Source organism: Dyadobacter sp. CY351 (assembly GCF_021502625.1).
In the GTDB taxonomy this organism is placed as follows: Bacteria; Bacteroidota; Bacteroidia; order Cytophagales; family Spirosomataceae; genus Dyadobacter; species Dyadobacter chenhuakuii.
In genome coordinates this window covers 70071-86507 of the sequence record NZ_JAKFFU010000001.1, presented here as the reverse complement: position 1 = coordinate 86507, position 16437 = coordinate 70071, and the positions used below count along the sequence as shown (strand labels likewise).

Annotated in this window: 15 protein-coding genes; 3 read left to right on the top strand and 12 right to left on the bottom strand. The window is 46.2% G+C overall.

Translation table 11 applies throughout. The features are described from left to right. Positions 1-71 precede the first annotated feature (71 nt). The 6 genes from L0660_RS00335 to L0660_RS00310 form a co-directional block, all read right to left on the bottom strand. Positions 72-227 (bottom strand): hypothetical protein, encoded by a 156-nt coding sequence (locus L0660_RS00335; RefSeq protein WP_235156777.1) that lies wholly within the window; start codon positions 225-227, stop codon positions 72-74. A gap of 203 nt (positions 228-430) precedes the next feature. After that, complete coding sequence (locus tag L0660_RS00330; RefSeq protein ID WP_235156776.1) at positions 431-793, bottom strand: DUF4180 domain-containing protein; 363 nt, start codon at positions 791-793, stop codon at positions 431-433. A 104-nt stretch (positions 794-897) separates the two neighbouring features. Next, a complete protein-coding gene (locus tag L0660_RS00325) occupies positions 898-1851 on the bottom strand; it encodes a DUF4249 domain-containing protein (RefSeq protein WP_235156775.1) in 954 nt (317 codons plus the stop codon). A gap of 3 nt (positions 1852-1854) precedes the next feature. Further along, a complete protein-coding gene (locus L0660_RS00320) occupies positions 1855-4284 on the bottom strand; it encodes a TonB-dependent receptor (protein ID WP_235156774.1) in 2430 nt (809 codons plus the stop codon). A gap of 183 nt (positions 4285-4467) precedes the next feature. Next, positions 4468-4875, bottom strand: a complete 408-nt coding sequence (locus L0660_RS00315; RefSeq protein WP_235156773.1) for a hypothetical protein — start codon at positions 4873-4875, stop codon at positions 4468-4470. 67 nt (positions 4876-4942) lie between these two features. Then, positions 4943-5350 carry a hypothetical protein gene (locus tag L0660_RS00310; protein ID WP_233795038.1) on the bottom strand — a complete coding sequence of 136 codons (408 nt, stop codon included), beginning with the start codon at positions 5348-5350 and terminating at the stop codon, positions 4943-4945. Positions 5351-5643: 293 nt separating this feature from the next. Here L0660_RS00310 and L0660_RS00305 point away from each other — a divergent pair, with 293 nt between their 5' ends. Next, the gene (locus L0660_RS00305; protein ID WP_235156772.1) at positions 5644-7449 is read left to right on the top strand and encodes a glycoside hydrolase family 15 protein; all 1806 of its coding nucleotides are present in this window, start codon (positions 5644-5646) and stop codon (positions 7447-7449) included. A gap of 116 nt (positions 7450-7565) precedes the next feature. Beyond that, positions 7566-8921, top strand: a complete 1356-nt coding sequence (locus tag L0660_RS00300; RefSeq protein WP_235156771.1) for a hypothetical protein — start codon at positions 7566-7568, stop codon at positions 8919-8921. A 14-nt stretch (positions 8922-8935) separates the two neighbouring features. On the opposite strand, the gene L0660_RS00295 is transcribed toward L0660_RS00300, so the two are convergent. The 6 genes from L0660_RS00295 to L0660_RS00270 are packed head-to-tail and all read right to left on the bottom strand — an operon-like array spanning position 8936 to position 14903. Next, entirely contained in the window at positions 8936-11182 is a 2247-nt protein-coding gene (locus L0660_RS00295) for a xanthine dehydrogenase family protein molybdopterin-binding subunit (RefSeq protein WP_235156770.1), read from the bottom strand. 23 nt (positions 11183-11205) lie between these two features. Continuing rightward, a complete protein-coding gene (locus tag L0660_RS00290) occupies positions 11206-12189 on the bottom strand; it encodes a xanthine dehydrogenase family protein subunit M (RefSeq protein WP_235156769.1) in 984 nt (327 codons plus the stop codon). Beyond that, positions 12186-12824 (bottom strand): (2Fe-2S)-binding protein, encoded by a 639-nt coding sequence (locus tag L0660_RS00285; RefSeq protein WP_233795033.1) that lies wholly within the window; start codon positions 12822-12824, stop codon positions 12186-12188. The genes L0660_RS00290 and L0660_RS00285 overlap by 4 nt, the downstream gene beginning before the upstream one ends. A gap of 24 nt (positions 12825-12848) precedes the next feature. Further along, on the bottom strand, positions 12849-13907 hold the full coding sequence (locus tag L0660_RS00280; protein WP_235156768.1) for an NAD(P)-dependent alcohol dehydrogenase: 1059 nt from the start codon (positions 13905-13907) through the stop codon (positions 12849-12851). An 18-nt stretch (positions 13908-13925) separates the two neighbouring features. Continuing rightward, on the bottom strand, positions 13926-14492 hold the full coding sequence (locus L0660_RS00275) for a DapH/DapD/GlmU-related protein (protein WP_235156767.1): 567 nt from the start codon (positions 14490-14492) through the stop codon (positions 13926-13928). A gap of 6 nt (positions 14493-14498) precedes the next feature. Continuing rightward, the gene (locus tag L0660_RS00270) at positions 14499-14903 is read right to left on the bottom strand and encodes a putative quinol monooxygenase (RefSeq protein ID WP_233795030.1); all 405 of its coding nucleotides are present in this window, start codon (positions 14901-14903) and stop codon (positions 14499-14501) included. 164 nt (positions 14904-15067) lie between these two features. Between L0660_RS00270 and L0660_RS00265 the strand changes: the two genes are divergently transcribed. Continuing rightward, positions 15068-15964 (top strand): AraC family transcriptional regulator, encoded by an 897-nt coding sequence (locus L0660_RS00265; protein WP_235156766.1) that lies wholly within the window; start codon positions 15068-15070, stop codon positions 15962-15964. The last annotated feature ends 473 nt before the right edge of the window (positions 15965-16437 follow it).

The following is a 16437-nucleotide window of genomic DNA, read 5'->3' as shown; positions in this document are numbered from 1 at the left end:
GGAAGTTGATATATGTCTCAACTTCCAGGCCTTAGTTATATCGGATAGTGTGTCTAATGCTGCATTCCGCCTTATGAAAGGCGAACCGAATAAAGCGGCTTCATAATCCTTGGTCGCTTCCCCGACTTCTGCATGGCAGCCGAGCCGCTTTCACGCTGAAAAGGATTAGTGTTTTCAAATATGTTTTGATCTTCAAATAGTTCCTGATTTTTTGCTGATGATTTCATGTTTTTAAGCTTGTTGATGAATGTATTAAGAGTAAATAAAAATCTGTGCCAGAAGTTTAAATGTAAAAAGCCAGGTACCCGTGATGAGGTTAGCCTGACTTAGTTTGTCTTTGCGTACACCAATTCATATTAGATAGATAGTGTGATTCTAGGCTGGTATTTTGATAAAATCAAGCCGCTCACAATGTAAAGGGGTGCATTTCCTACCCCTTCGCAAACCGCTCCAACGCCTCAGGAACATTACTCAAAAAATTAACCCTTCCACCGCGGTTACTTTCCCTAATAAAATCCTGAATGCTCTTTCCGGAATATTTGTCAAAGTCGCCGATGATAGCCAGGCGCATTCGGTAGTTGGAGAATTTTTGAAGGATTTCTCCGGCGATGCCGGTTTTTAGGTCGAAGAAGGAGGATGTGATGTTTGCTTCGTGAAGGATAATGCTGTCAAAGCCTTGGTAATAAAGGTTTCCAAGCAAGTCCAGCCCATCTTCGGCTGTTTCGATAATCAGCTTGTCAGAAGTGACTTCTGCGATCTGGACTTCGCCCGCAGTATGGGATATAATGTTCATTGTAATGTAAGATGAAGTAATTGGGTCAAGCAAATTTTCTTCTTTTTGACCCAATTAACAAAACGTTTACACATTCACCCGAGCCTGTTTGTAAGGGCAACGTCCTAAAACACCACCTTCACCTGCGCTGCGTTGTACGCAGCGAAACATCCCAACCCGCCATTAACATTAGAATATAGCGGTGCGGGTTCGGCGAAGGGGGTGTCGGAGTTGCTTTTGACTTCTAGTGAGCGTTGGTATTTGTGATAGTTTGTGTCCAGGTTGAGGACTTCAATGATAATTTCGGGAATTTTGATTTTGGGATAAACTGTTACCTTTTTGCCATTCGCCAGAATGTTCTCGCTTGGACGTGGAAGTGTAATTTTAGCCAAAGGCGAATTCATTATCGCTCCATCCAGATTATGGTCAATGAAATATTCATTCTTGCCCTTTTGCCAGTCCCAGTGGAAATAAAAATGATTCGAGATCCGGGATTCTTTTACTTGCTGATCCTTGACAAATCCTATTGAATATTCGATATCAAATCCGGCGCTCAGTTTATAATAATTGGTGTCGGAAGGAATGTCCTGCCAGTTCATCTGCAATGTCAGGATGGTGTCCTTCGTGGTGATGTCGTCAACCACTACTGTATCCAATTTATACGATTTGATCACCGGCGTCTTGCCCGGGACTGAACATTGTGCAGTAACATTCCGGCTTTTGTCTGAGACGGTTAAATAATAGGTTTTTGAACCGCTGATGGGAAATTTTGACTGCGGAATACTGTAAAGCTTCTTCTCAGCATTAAACGGAATCAAAATCTCATTCACACCATCCGACAGCCGGACGGTGGCGTTTTCCACGCGGCTGCCAGTCGATTCGGTGTCTGTAAATAAAGGGATCGACTCTGTTACGACCACATTGATAAAAGGCAATTGCGGTGAAATGATGGAGCTAACGACCAGTTTGGATTCTGCCTGCGGTAACTCGGAGCGCGGAATGTCGGTCATCGGTGTTTCGCAAGCGCCGCATATGATGGATAACAGCGCAATGCTGCATATGAATTTCAATGTCTTCATGGCTCAAAATTTAAAGTTGTAACTGAATGAGGGCACCACGGGGAACAGAGAGTATTTTTTCAAAACCGTTTTCCATTCGCCGTCACTCATTTTTTCCTCAGAACGATCATAGAAAAATGGATTTTTGCGGTTGTAGGCGTTGTAAACGCTGAACTCCCATGTCCGTTCGTGGCGTTTCTTTTTCTTATGAAATTGAATGGCAAGGTCCAAACGGTGAAATGCCTCTGCGCGGAAACTGTTTTTAGCAGGAAACTCTGATGCCGCATATCGTCTGTCGTTGCTGTTTTGATTCAGATATAGGTCATTCAAAGCCTTGTCCGATGGATCATATCGTGTGAAGAAATTATCACTCATTGGATAGTAGATCGCAGACGGAACGGTGAGCGCATTTCCGGTTCCGTAAACCCAGCTTGCAGACATGGTAATGCGCTTATTCAGCTCATAAATCCCGACCACAGAAACGTCATGCCTTCGATCGTAACGTGGATGGAATGTCTGGCCGTTGTTCAATTCGGGGAATTTCCAGTAAATCCAGGACAATGTATAACCTATCCAGCCGGAGAACTTTCCGCTTTTTTTCTGGATCAAAAACTCAGAGCCATACGACCAGCCTTTCCCGGACGTGACATTGTCCTGCCAGCTTACATCATTGGCATTTTCTCCGTTAACACCCAGGAAGCTGGCCCCTTCCTGGTAACTCAGGATCCGTTTCATATCCTTATAAAAACCTTCCAATGTAATGGTTAAGCCTTTATTTTGAAGATCCTTTGCCACTCCGAACGCCACCTGGCTCGATTGCTGCGGAGCAATGCGGTCTGTGCTGGTCACCCATAAGTCGGTGGGCAAACCTAAGCCTGTGTTGGAAAGCAAATGCACATACTGGTTCATGCGCGCATAGGAGGCTTTGGCAGAAAAGTCAGGGGCAAGCTTTAATGCTGCCGAAAAGCGGGGCTCAGGGTTCAGATATGTTTTTTTATCCGCCTTAAAATAGCTCATGCGAAAGCCCAGGTTCATTTTTAAAGCATCGAACGGTTGCCAGGTGTCTTCAACATAAGCTCCGCCTTCCAGGGAATACATTGGCTTTTCTAGCGGGTCAATTGTCCCCTCGGCATCCGTGCCCGACATAGCCAATGCCGACGGCGTGGATTTATGGCGTGTGGCCTGAACGCCAAATTTGATCGCGTGCGATGCATTGGGATAAAAATCAAAATCGCTTTTGAAACTCAGATCCTGGATCCGGGAATCATACCGCAATCTCGACTCTGTCGTAGCATTGCTTTCATCGACAATGGGTTCTCGGATATAGCTTGTCGTGGTGAAGTTGAAATTGGTAAAAACCAATGCAGTATTTGCAAAAAGTTTTCGGTTAAATACGTGGTTCCAACGCATGGTAGCTGTTGTATTGCCCCAATTCAACCCCGCTTTCATCTTGAACGATCCACTCTCTTCCTTGACGTAGAATTTGTCCTGCCCCAGATAACCACTCACATAAAGCTTGTCTTTGGCTCCGAGGTCGTAATTGATTTTCGCATTGAGGTCATAGAAATAGTAGCCTGGGCGAAACCCTTTCTGTTCTTTTTTCTTTTGCATAACATTCAGTACAGGCGCAGCCAGAACATCAATGTAAGTCCTTCTTCCGGAAACCAGGAACGAGGATTTGCCTTTCTTTATAGGCCCTTCCAATGTCAATCTGGATGAAATTAACCCGATCCCGCCTTCTCCGTGCAGCTTTTCCTTATTCCCTTCCTTCATATCCATTTCCACCACCGAGGACAGTCGCCCGCCATAGCGAGCGGGGAATCCGCCTTTTGTCAACTCTACACGCTTGATGGCATCGCTGTTGAACACCGAAAAGAAGCCGAACAAGTGGCTTGCATTGTAAACCACGGCATCATCCAGGATGATCAGATTTTGATCCGGGCCGCCACCGCGCACATACAATCCGGTCTGGCCTTCGGTGCCTTTCTGAACGCCGGGCATAAGTTGCAAACCCTTTAAAACGTCCTTTTCTCCAAGTAATGAGGGTATTTTCTTAATCTGGTCGATTGGAATTTCGACCACACTCATCTGAGCCGAACCGCTGACATTGTCGTCCTGCTTACGTGCCGAAATAGTGACTTCATCCAGTTGACGGATCGAAGACAACGCCAGACTTAACTCAACATCTGTTCGTGCTGAAATAGTCTTGGTTATTGTCTCATAACCTACCAGAGAACAAGTAATTGTAACCGAATCCGACGCAGGGATTGTAAGTGAATAGAACCCATAATTATTGGTTGCAGCTCCGGTGGCTGAGCGGGTAATGTACACATTAGCACCCGTCAGTAATTCCTGGCTTCCCTTCTCTTTTACAAAACCGCTTATGGTTATACGTTTCTGCCCGAATACATGCATGGATGCAAGGCATAGGGCGATTATGATGTTTATTTTCATAAAAATTTAAGCTTTTTGCATTCAGGGACACAGCACTTTTCAAGTCCGGGCAATCCGGATCCGTTGCTCCGGATTGCCCGAACATGACATTATTGGCCCGCTTGAATGCGTGGTGAAAAAATGACGATTAACTGGTTCGCGTTGTTTGCAATGCGTTAATCAGGAAAATCAGACTCTGGAAGTTTAAATATGCGTGTCAATCATTTTGAAAGGAACTTCTTCCTCAGTGCTGGTGCCGTCTTCAAAGAATACCAATATCCGCAACAATACATCCGTTGATTGATTTGCATCATATTCAATAGATTCTTTAATATTGATTCGCTTTTCACCTTTGCAATCGCACTTGATCTCTTTGTTGAAAATCTTACGTCTTTCAGAGTCCAGCAGCATTACATAATAACTCATTACCGACTTATCTTTCGGTTCAATGATCGCCTCGACATCGAAAGCGGTAATGTCCTTGACATCCTCATCGCGCGTCGGAGAGACCACAGTAATCAAAGGTGAGTTTGCCGTAATGTCCTTCTGCTTACAAGCGCCCAGCATAGTTGTCAAGGCTGCTATGACGAAAATCATTCTGTTCGTTTTCATGTCTTTTCAAGTTTTGTGAAAGGATAAATGAATTTGGCTTAGTTCTGGTGAAGTGCTTTTTCACCTTCTATTTTTTTACATCCACCAGTTTGAATGGGATCTCTTCCCGGATGTTGCTGCCATCACTAAGTACGGCATCTACATGGAGGAGCAGTTCAGACGTTTTCTTAATGTCGTATTTGAACGACGCTTCAACCTGGACTTCGTCTTTGTCCTTACAATCACATTCTGTCTTTTTGTTATATATCTCTTTTTTCTCATTATCGATAAGATAGATATAGTAACTAACGACGGACTTTTCCTGAGGCTTGATTACTGCCTTGACGACGATCTCCTCGGTGTCATTAATCTCCTGCTTCCAGCTCGGAGAGGTCACCGTGATATATGAAGAATCGGCTCTCGGAACTTCCTTTTCCTTACATGCTGATAGTGCAGCCAAAGCAGATAAAACTATCATTGATCTGTTCGTCTTCATGTTTGATTTTAATTTAAGTGAAAAAATGATAATTAAACTTTCAAACCCACCATCGAAACCCATGCCCTGAGCCGCGATTTACGCAATAGGGTTTCCTTCCGGCAGGGATGAATGATTGAACGGTAAAGTGTTTGTGTAAACCTTGGTTTGAAAATGTTCCAAGGCTGGGAACTGGGGATATTGTTCGCAAATCAGCTTTTAAAAGGAGGCTATTCTCCTTTGGAAAGGTTGTGAGCCCCTCCCCCCTGGCGTGATAATTTACACACTCCTTTCTCACACTCACAAAATAACAAATGCCCAGAAAGAACCCTGAACATGCGCGGATTGAGGATTATGGATTGATTGGAAACTTGAAAACTGTTGCCCTTGTATCCGTGGAAGGCTCTATCGATTTCATGTGTTACCCCGCCTTCGATTCCCCAACTGTTTTTGCCAAATTACTGGATAATAAAAGTGGCGGCAGCTTTGGTATTTATCCGCAAATGGATGGTTACAACACCAAGCAGCTCTACCTCCCTGCAACGGCAGTGCTGCTTACCCGCTTTTTCTCGGAATACGGGATCGCGGAAGTGACTGATTATATGCCGGTTAACGACCAGATGGACAAGTCAAATGCAATCGTTCGGCAGGTGAAAACAGTTCGTGGCAACATTACTTTTCAGGCGAAATGTGAGCCTGCTTTTGATTACGCAGGCGCTTCGCATACTTGCGAAATGCATGATGAAGGTGTTTATTTCAAAGCAAATGATAAAGACGGGACGATCATGCGCCTGATAGCGGACGTTCCGTTACAGATCAGGAAAAATGCAGGTTACGCGGAATTTACGCTTGAACAGGGAAACACGGCTTATCTGGTGCTGGAATGTGGCAAAACGCAGGTGGAGGATGAAAATCCAATTGATGTTTATAAAAAAGATACTTACCAGGATACGGTTGATTTCTGGCGGAACTGGTCCAAAAAATCTACTTATAAAGGTCGCTGGACGGGTGCTGTGAACCGTTCGGCTATTACGCTCAAACTGCTCACTTCCCGCGAGCAGGGTTCCATGGTGGCTGCCCCGACGTTCAGCTTGCCGGAAGTGATCGGCGGCGGGCGAAATTGGGATTACCGCTTTATGTGGATCAGGGACGCGGCATTTACAATGTACGCATTCCTCCGGCTGGGTTATACCGATGAGGCCACGGCTTTTCTGGAATGGATTCACGACCGTGCCCAGGAAGACAAGCTTTATCTCATGTATACGATCGATGGCGGCCATGATATGGAAGAAAAGGAGCTGGAACACCTGAGCGGCTATCAAAACTCAAAACCCGTAAGAATCGGCAACGGGGCGCAGGACCAGTATCAGCTGGATATTTACGGCGAACTGATCGACACCATCTACATTTATAACAAACAGCATACTGCGATCACATTTGAATTTTGGGAAACTATTGTGAAGCAGGTTAATGTGGTTACCAAGCAGTGGAAAACGGCCGATCACGGAATCTGGGAGATCAGGAACACCGAAAAACATTTCCTGCACAGCAGGCTTATGTGCTGGGTAGCGATGGACCGCGCAATAAAGATCGGCCAGCACCGCTCATTCCCTTTCCCGGAACAGGAGTGGAAAAAAGTGCGTGACGACATTTATACAGACATTTATGAAAATTTCTGGAATGATGAAATCGGTGCCTGGGTGCAGCATAAGGGCGCAAAAACAGTGGACGCCAGCGTGTTACTCATGTCGCTGATGCATTTTATCTCACCATACGAGCCGCGCTGGCTGTCTACATTAAAGGTCGTGGAAGAACAGCTGGGTGTTGACGTACTTCTATATCGATACAAAAACGGCGAAACATCATTCGACGGCCTTGAAGGTGAAGAAGGCACATTCAATATGTGCTCCTTCTGGTATATTGAATCCCTGGCCAAAAGCGGGGAAGTCGCAAAAGCGCTTGATAGTTTTGAAAAAATGATAGGTTATGCCAATCACCTGGGACTGTTTAGCGAACAAATCGGCCACAAGGCGGAGCACCTGGGCAACTTCCCACAAGCATTCACGCACCTGGCCTTAATCAGTGCGGCATTGGAGATTGATAAGAAGTTGGATAGGTGAGTCAGCGTTTGTGCATTGCGAATAAATTATCATCATTAGAACAAAAACTTGTATTTCAGTAAGAAATATCTTTACTTCATGCCGTATGTCACCGTTTGCCTATTCCTCTATCTTTTATGAAAAAGTTGCTTTACGTGTTCGTCATGTCGGTTTGCCTGCTTATAGGCTGTAAGAAGGATTCCCGGGTTTTGGAAATTGCACCACAACCTGGTCCGACTGCCGAAGGAAAAATGATAGCAGCGACTGAGCTGTTGAAGGGGCTCAGGGTTAAAGGGTCCGAAAAAATCACTTTTGATTCACTGCATAATGCTTACCTGGTAAGTTTTCCGCAGACATATAATGCTTCACAGGCTGAGGTTACGTTTTCTATGAAACCAGGGGTTCAGTTGAAGTATGAGACGAACGACCTGACAACGGACAGCGTTATCAACTATAATTTTCAACGTACGTCCCCGCTGTATTTAACTTTGCAGGATCTGGCGGACAACGATTTCTCTTATCCGTATATTTATTTTAATTTTTCCGGAACCCCTGATATTGAGTTACTTCAAAAAGAAATTGCCGTTAATGCGGATGCGATCAAGCTGCCTTTTAAATTCAATGTTAAGGAAGGAAGTTCGCCTGCTGCGCCCGATTTCAATGGCCCCTTTGTTAAAGTTACTGATAAAAAAACCGGCCTTTCGGAGGAAGCAACCTTTTATGTGGAAGACCCGAGCATTTATCTGGCAAATACACTGGAACTAACGACCAACGCCCCGCTGACTTTTGAAATCAAATTCTTCAATCAAAACCCTGTTGTTTTCGAGGGGATCCGATTTAAACGCGCCTTGCCAACCGTCCGTGCTTTTACTTATTTTCCATTCCAATACACACGCCAGGATACCATTAAGGCAATGGGCGGTTTCTTTTTACCGACTGAAAAATACACGATGACCATCTCCGGCGTTTCCCTGCCAGCCCCGGTTACGCTGCCTGTCCGTATGCATGACGTACACACATTAATGCGCGACAAAATCCCCGCTAATTTGCCGGATGGCTCTTACCTGCTCTCTTTCTATGAGAAAGACCAATTGCTGGGAAAGGGGGCCGTTCATCTGGGCAAGGCGGATGAAAAATCTCTCGAATCCATTTGGAAAGGCGATCTGAATCAAAGTCTTGACAGGAATGTGGAGCAGCTTTCTTTTAGCAAGGGCGACGTTTTCTACGCCAAGCCTTCACCGTTGATGTTCACATATCCCCGGGTTAATTTTGATGTAAACCACCTTCCGCGTCTTCGCCTCAAATCTTCCGAAAAGACAATCGACCTCGTTCCCGAACTGGCGGTATACAACTGGGGGGCTGCCGGTGTCAATTTTGCGGTTGGGAAATACACGATCCCTGCAAATCTGCCCTCCGGCACATATACTGTAACTGGCATTTATCCGGACAAAACAGTTTCAAAACCCTATTGGTCCAGTATTAAAGTCAAATGACGCAGAGGGCAGACTCAAATCAGCTTGTCCGGCGTGATAGGCAGCTCCCGGATTCGTTTTCCGGTTGCATTGAAGACTGCATTCGCAATTGCGGGCGCTACGCCTATGATTGCAATCTCGCCTAGTCCTTTACTCCCCACGGGATCAGCCAGTAAGTCGGGTTTGTTTACAAAATACACATCAATGTCAGGCACATCGGCATGAACCGGCATGTGGTAATCCGCCAGGTCTTTGGTGACGTATCGTCCATAACGGTGGTCCATTACCGCATCTTCTGTCAATGCCATTCCAATGCCACCCGTAGCGCCGCCGATCATCTGGCTTGCCGCGGTTTTGGGGCTTACGATGGTGCCCGCATCTGCGCAGCAAACGATTTTTTTCACGCGCACCTGGCCTGTGAACGGATGCACGTGGACTTTGGCAAAGTGCATGGAAAATGCATACATTGAATATTTAGTGCGGTTTTCGTCGGGTTTGGACTCGTTGGTGGTTTCTATTTTTTCAATGTTATTTTGTTTAAATAAATCGGCGAGCGTCGTTTTTGCAGACTTGCCACCGAGCTGCAATTCATTTTTATCAAACATCAGATCATCAGCCTTTGCAGAAGTGAATGCTGCATTTCCCTTGGCCGCTGCCATGGTTATGAGCTGTTCTTTTAGTGCATTACAGGCAGCAAGCACTGCCGGCCCCACGCTATTCACAGTCGAAGAACCTCCCTGCAATCCTGCATTCGGAAATTCGGAACTTCCGAGGTGAAATGTTATTTTTTCGGTTGGAATGCCCGTAGCATTTGATGCGATCTGCACCATTGCCGTTCCGGTACCCGGGCCGATATCGGTAATTGCGCAGTGCATAATGAGGTTGCCTTCCTTGTTCAGCTCTGCATGTACGGTGGCCGGACTGCGGTTTGCGCCAAATGTGCCCGTGCCCATTCCATAGCCTACAAGCCATTCTCCCTCACGCACTTCGCCTGGTTTCAGTTTCCGCTTTTCCCACCCAATGCGCTTTTTACCTTCTTCATAACATTCCCGCATATATTTGGTAGACCACGGCATTTTCTTGTCCGGATCGGACTCCGTATAGTTCGCAAGCCTAAAATCGATCGGGTCCATTCCGATGGAGTGCGCCATTTCGTCCATGGCAGATTCCAACCCAAAAGCACCCGTCGCTTCACCCGGCCCACGCATCCAGATGGGTGTAGCAAGGTTGAGTGGTAAGATCCGGTAGCGCGTGCTTATGCTGGGCGAAGCATACATCATTCGCGTTTGCTGCAAGGTGGATTCTGTGAATTCTTCGTAGCTCGACGTCTGCCCGATGGATTCGTGGTTGATAGCAACCAGTTTCCCTTCTTTGGTCGCGCCCATTTGTATTTTCTGCCAGGTGCGCGGGCGGTAACCCACCATCGTGAACATTTGCTCACGTGTCAAAACCAGCTTTACAGGCCTCTTCACCTGTTTGGCTGCAATAATAGCAGCCGTTTCGTGCGGCCAGTTATGCAATCCATTCCCGAATGCGCCGCCTACGAATGTGGTAATGCATTTCACATTTTCTTCGGGCAAATCCCACTCTTTGGCAAAATTTTTCTGCGTCATTTTTGTGCCCTGCACTTTGTCGTAAACCGTCAGCTTATTGTCGGCTTCCCAATGTGCAATGATCGCCTGCAACTCCATCGGATTATGCATTTCCGTAGGCAACACATATTCCGCCTCTATTTTTACAGCGGCATTTTGGAATGCGTCTTTCTGTCCCCGGTCGTAATCCGCAGTCGGTGATTTTGGGTTTTTCTTGGCAGATTCAGGCAGCTTTGCATTTTTGGCGTTTGCTTCCAGGTCGGTCTGGTGTTGCTCCTTATTGTACTGGACCTTAACCAGCGACGCGGCATGCTGCGCCTTTTCCAGGCTCACTGCAACCACCGCTACAATGGGCTGATCATTGGAATAAATCTTATTGTCAAAAAACACGCGCAGTGGCTGGCCATTGGTCGACGGCTCCGAGGGATGCTCGCCTTTGGGCTGGTAACCCGGCACTTTGATCGCATTCAAATGCGAAATCACCGCCAGCACACCCGGGGCGCGCTCGGCGGCTTTTGAATCAATGCTTTTAATGGTGCCTTTGGCGATCCGGCTTCCAACCAGCACGGCGTACGCCATATCAGGCAATGGATATTCGGCTGAGTATTTGGCTCCGCCGGTCACTTTCAGGCGCCCGTCCACCCGGTCGAGTGGCTTATATTCTTTTTTATCGAAAAATGCTTCGTTCATGATCTTGGAATTCAGGGTTAGGATTACACCAGGTTAGCAGCATTTTTCAATGCTTCTACAATCACATTCGGGCCGAGTTTCAGCTTGAATGCATTGTATTTAAAAGCCTTCGCACCTTGCATGGCGATTTCGGCAGCCTGCCTGAAAGTCTCTTCAGTGGCTGGTTTGCCGAGCAACGCTTTTTCTGCCTCTTTCAAACGCCACGGCTTATGCGCCACACCGCCCATTGCGAGCCTTGCTTCCTTAATCACCTTTCCATCCAAATTCAAAGCCGCCGCAACCGACACCAATGCAAAAGCATAAGAAGCACGGTCGCGGACCTTCATATAATGGCTGTTTTTACCAAATGCATTATCCGGAATTTCAACTGAAACGATCATTTCGTTGTTCTGAAGTGTGTTATCTTTTTCGGGCTGGTTGCCTGGAAGCCGGTGGAATTCTTCAAACGGGATCCGTCTTTCTCCTTTCGGGCCTGCTACCAGCACGGTCGCATCCAATGCTACCAGCGCTACGCACATGTCGCTCGGATGCACGGCAATGCATTGTTCACTCGTCCCGAAAACGGCGTGCATACGGTTCAATCCTTCTAATGCGCCGCAGCCTGAACCGGGCTCGCGTTTATTGCAGGGCAGTGCTGTGTCATAAAAATAGTGGCAGCGCGTTCGCTGCATCATATTTCCGCCAACAGTGGCCATATTCCTGATCTGCGGCGATGCGCCAGCATTTAGTGCTTGTGATAGCAGGGGATGTTTTTCAATGATCAGTTTGTGTTCAGCCACGCGGCTGTTTAGTGCCAGGGCGCCGATGCTGATCTTGCCATTCTGCTGTTGTATATCTTTGAGGGGAATCTGGTTAATGTCCACCAGCTTGGTTGGTGCGGTAATGTTCCGCTTCATCAGATCCACCAGGTTCGTACCTCCCGCGATGAACTTCGCATTGCTGCTGTTGGCCAACGCATTCACAGCTGCTTTCGTGGTTGCCGCGCGTTCGTATTGAAATTGTATCATGATTTCTGCCCCCCGTTTTTAACTTCCTGAATCGCCTTCACAATGTTGGGATAAGCTCCGCAACGGCAGATATTCCCGCTCATGAATTCCCTGATGTCTTCTTCGTTATTCGCGTGCCCTTCGTTAATACAGGCCACTGCCGACATGATCTGTCCCGGCGTGCAGTAACCGCATTGGAAACCGTCGTGCTTGATAAAAGCTTGCTGCATCGGGTGCAGCTGTTCGCCCTTTGCCAATCCTTCAATGGTTGTAACTTCCTGGCCTTCATGCATAATGGCCAGGCTCAGACACGATAGCACGCGCTCCCCGTTCACATGGACCGTACAAGCGCCACATTGGCCATAGTCACAACCTTTTTTGGTTCCGGTCAAATTCAGCTGTTCACGGAGCACGTCCAGCAGTGTGGAGCGTGGTTCCAGGTTAAGCTGTTGTTTTACACCATTCACCTTGAAACTCACAGGCGTAGTTTCCAACGCCAGGCTGATCTTTTCTCCTAAATCATGCTTTGCTGCTTTCGCAACTGTTGCGGGTGCAACAGCAATGGCGGTGAGGATGGAAGTTGTTTTAAGAAAGTCGCGCCGGGAATCGCTGCTATGCAGCTTTTCCGGCTTTTCTGATGCGTTGTCTTGGTTCATGGTGAATGTTGATTGGTGCAATACTTACTTCTTGATGGAAGCCAGGTCAATAACGAAACGATATTTCACGTCGCCTTTGATCATGCGTTCATAAGCTTCATTAATTTCCTGAATGTCGATCATTTCAATGTCTGCGACAATGTTATGCTCGCCGCAGAAATCCAGCATTTCCTGTGTTTCTGCAATACCACCGATCATGGATCCGGCAAAGCTTTTACGTCCCTGGATCAGGCTGAAAGCTGCAACCGGCAGCGGATTTTCAGGCGCTCCTACCAATGCAAGCGAACCATCCACGCGAAGCAAACTAATGAATGCGTTAATATCGTGCTCCGCCGAAACAGCGTCGAGAATGAAGTTCAGCTTGCCTGTGTAAGCAGCCATTTGATCTTTGTCCTTTGATAAAACAACTTCATCGGCTCCCAGTCGTTTCGCCTCCGCAAATTTTGATTCGGAAGTCGTGAATGCAACCACATGCGCGCCCATTGCTTTGGCAATCTTGATCCCCATATGGCCTAAACCGCCGATCCCTACGATCCCAACCTTCTGACCAGGCCCCACATTCCAATGTCTTAATGGAGAATATGTTGTAATCCCGGCACATAATAATGGCGCTGTTGCCGCCAGATCAAGGTTTTCGGGAATGCGTAAAACGTAATTTTCATCCACCACAACACTTTCAGAATAGCCGCCAAAGGTGGGTGTGTCCAGATATTTATCCGGCGAATTGTAAGTGCCCGTCATGCCTGGTTCGCAATATTGTTCCAGACCTTCCTGACAATACTGGCACTCGCGACAAGAATCTACAATGCAGCCTACACCCACCGTATCGCCTACTTTGAATTTGCTCACATGATCACCTACACTAATGATTTTACCAACAATCTCATGGCCCGGAACGCAAGGATAAATTGTGCCGCGCCATTCGTTTCTGGCCGTATGAATGTCGGAATGGCAAACTCCGCAATATTGAATTTCGATCTGAACGTCGTGCGGCGTAGGAACTCTGCGGCTGATGTCCATTGCATTTAAAGGTGCCTGTGCTGCTGTGGTGCCGTATGCTTTGATATTTGTTGTGTCTGTCATGATATTTGATACTTGTAGTTAAATCTGTTTTACAACTTTTGCAGGAATGCCTGCGACAACCGTGTTCGCAGGAACATCGCGGCTTACCACCGCGCCTGCTGCCACTACTGCATTTTCCCCTATCGTTACACCGGGCAGAATCGTTGCTCCTGCCCCGATCCAAGCATTTCGTTTGATAATGACTGGTTTGGGGATCAATGTCGTGCGGTCATCGGGATCAAGCGGATGATTTTCGGAAGTAAGGTTAACCCGCGGGCCGATCTGCACATTATCTTCAATGGTTATCCCACCAATGTCCAGGAACGAGCAGGCGTGATTGATAAAAACGTTTTTACCCAGCTTAACAGACTTTCCGAAATTGGTGTAGAAAGGAGGAAAAATCGTCGTTGATGCGTCGATTTCCGTGCCTATTATTTCACTCAATTGCGTTCGGACCTGATCCAATTCTGTTGCGGTCGCATTCATTTGCACACATAACCGGATTGTCCGGGCAACTACTTCCGCGAATTTCCCATATTCAGGATCATCTTTCCGAAGCAGTTCACCGGCCTGTAACCGCGTGAAAATGTCTTTTTCTGTACTCATTGACTGTTATTTCAATTTTTTAAAGATTTCCGGCATCGTCTGCGAATCGATTGCATTCATATCTATCAATTTCAATGCCTTCACCATTTTCAATGTTGTTGTTTTGTAATGCTGGAAATGTGGGGTTTTCAAATGCGATTGGTACGCTGCGCTGTCGGCATAGATCTCCACGATCCGGATCTGGTTGGGCTGCTCTTTGATATACATTGGAAAAATAGCCACCACACCCGGCTCCTTTTTGACAGACGCTGCGGCTTCTTCCTTCAAAATCGCATTATACTCCGCCAGAAATTCCGGCACGATCTCGATTTCAGAAATTCGCACCATCGGCTGGTTTTGAGCAACCTGTGCACTTACTACGGTTGCGCTCAGCATGAGAACGAGAAGCGGGATAAATTTATAAAGGCCCATGATAATGATTTTGGTGTTTGAAGTTGTTATTACAAAGCTCGCGAATACTGCCTGCGCTATTTTATACAGGTTACTGGAATATTTACCACTTTTACTGATTACGTCTGTAAGATAGAATCGGTTTTGCGGCAGGTGTTATATTTGATCTGGAAAATTCTCAGATTATGGAGCAGGTAGAAAGAATAGATACGGTAAAGCAATATAACAACTGGATCGGTGTGGAGACGCTGCATCCGCTGGTGAGTGTGATCAATTTCAGTGAGATACCGACCGTGCAGCACTTCCGGCGCTATATGGGCATTTACGCCGTGTTTTTCAAGAATATCAAATGTGGCGACATGATCTATGGTTGCCAGCCTTATGATTATGAGGACGGAACGTTGGTTTTCATATCGCCCGGACAAGTTTACGGGATCGATAGCAAAGGAGTTGCAACCAAACCGTCCGGTTATGCACTGGTTTTCCACCCCGACCTTATCGCCGGAACGCATTTGGGAAGGGTTATTAAGGATTATTCCTTCTTTTCCTATGAGGTGAATGAAGCATTGCATTTATCAAAAAAAGAGAAGGAAACGATTGTGGATTGTTTGGAAAAGATCAATGTTGAAATAGACCAGAATATTGACAAGCATAGCAAAACCCTCATTGTTTCTAACATTGAGCTGTTCCTCAATTACTGCATGCGCTTTTATGATCGTCAGTTTATCACAAGAAGCAATGTTAATAAGGATATCCTGGTGCGGTTTGAGCAATTATTGAATGATTATTTCAAATCAGGAAAATCGCAGACGTCCGGCTTGCCAAGCGTGGCTTACTGCGCCGAGGAGCTGAATTTGTCTCCTAACTATTTTGGTGATTTAATTAAAAAAGAGACCGGCCATACTGCGTTGGAATTTATTCAGTCCAGGTTAATTGATGAGGCCAAAGTTAAGATGTTTGAAGGCAGTCAATCACTGAGTGAAATTGCTTACCAGCTCGGGTTTAAATATCAGCAGCATTTTACAAGGCTTTTCAAGCAAAAGACCGGTGTTACGCCAAATGAATACCGGAATCTGAACTAAAATTATCGCCATTCACTCGGCCATTCTTCTGGCTGGCCCGCAGCACTGCGGAAACCTACATTGAATATATTCAGAGTGTTGTATTGAAATGATACTTCGTTTTGAGCTTTATGTACAACCTTCGAAAATCTGGGATTTGATAGGACAAATCACCATCCCATCACGAATTGATGATACGGCTAAAATTTGCACCTTTCTGGCTGTTATGTCCGAATAAGGTCAAAATATAGTCAGTAGTCGTCAAAAACCGTATTTTGTTTAGCATTATTTAAGCTTAAAATTGTATTGTAATTTGATGCACTGCATAATGCGGCGCATGTCTTTACGTATATTACGTATCGTTAGAACGCCAGAAAGAAAACCTTCATTGGTTTGGGCTATGCTATGTCCATTACGGTCATTAAAACAGAGAAAGGATTGGTGCGCCTCGAAAAAAATAGGATTTAAATTATTTAAAATATCATAAAACAACA

Bases quoted from the DNA above. Each gene is read 5' to 3' on its own strand.
- L0660_RS00285 (WP_233795033.1), bottom strand. From the start codon at position 12,824: ATGAACCAAGACAACGCATCAGAAAAGCCGGAAAAGCTGCATAGCAGC.
- L0660_RS00325 (WP_235156775.1), bottom strand. From the start codon at position 1,851: ATGAAGACATTGAAATTCATATGCAGCATTGCGCTGTTATCCATCATA.
- L0660_RS00315 (WP_235156773.1), bottom strand. From the start codon at position 4,875: ATGAAAACGAACAGAATGATTTTCGTCATAGCAGCCTTGACAACTATG.
- L0660_RS00300 (WP_235156771.1), top strand. From the start codon at position 7,566: ATGAAAAAGTTGCTTTACGTGTTCGTCATGTCGGTTTGCCTGCTTATA.
- L0660_RS00290 (WP_235156769.1), bottom strand. From the start codon at position 12,189: ATGATACAATTTCAATACGAACGCGCGGCAACCACGAAAGCAGCTGTG.
- L0660_RS00295 (WP_235156770.1), bottom strand. From the start codon at position 11,182: ATGAACGAAGCATTTTTCGATAAAAAAGAATATAAGCCACTCGACCGG.
- L0660_RS00270 (WP_233795030.1), bottom strand. From the start codon at position 14,903: ATGGGCCTTTATAAATTTATCCCGCTTCTCGTTCTCATGCTGAGCGCA.
- L0660_RS00310 (WP_233795038.1), bottom strand. From the start codon at position 5,350: ATGAAGACGAACAGATCAATGATAGTTTTATCTGCTTTGGCTGCACTA.
- L0660_RS00330 (WP_235156776.1), bottom strand. From the start codon at position 793: ATGAACATTATATCCCATACTGCGGGCGAAGTCCAGATCGCAGAAGTC.
- L0660_RS00280 (WP_235156768.1), bottom strand. From the start codon at position 13,907: ATGACAGACACAACAAATATCAAAGCATACGGCACCACAGCAGCACAG.
- L0660_RS00275 (WP_235156767.1), bottom strand. From the start codon at position 14,492: ATGAGTACAGAAAAAGACATTTTCACGCGGTTACAGGCCGGTGAACTG.
- L0660_RS00335 (WP_235156777.1), bottom strand. From the start codon at position 227: ATGAAATCATCAGCAAAAAATCAGGAACTATTTGAAGATCAAAACATA.
- L0660_RS00265 (WP_235156766.1), top strand. From the start codon at position 15,068: ATGGAGCAGGTAGAAAGAATAGATACGGTAAAGCAATATAACAACTGG.
- L0660_RS00305 (WP_235156772.1), top strand. From the start codon at position 5,644: ATGCCCAGAAAGAACCCTGAACATGCGCGGATTGAGGATTATGGATTG.
- L0660_RS00320 (WP_235156774.1), bottom strand. From the start codon at position 4,284: ATGAAAATAAACATCATAATCGCCCTATGCCTTGCATCCATGCATGTA.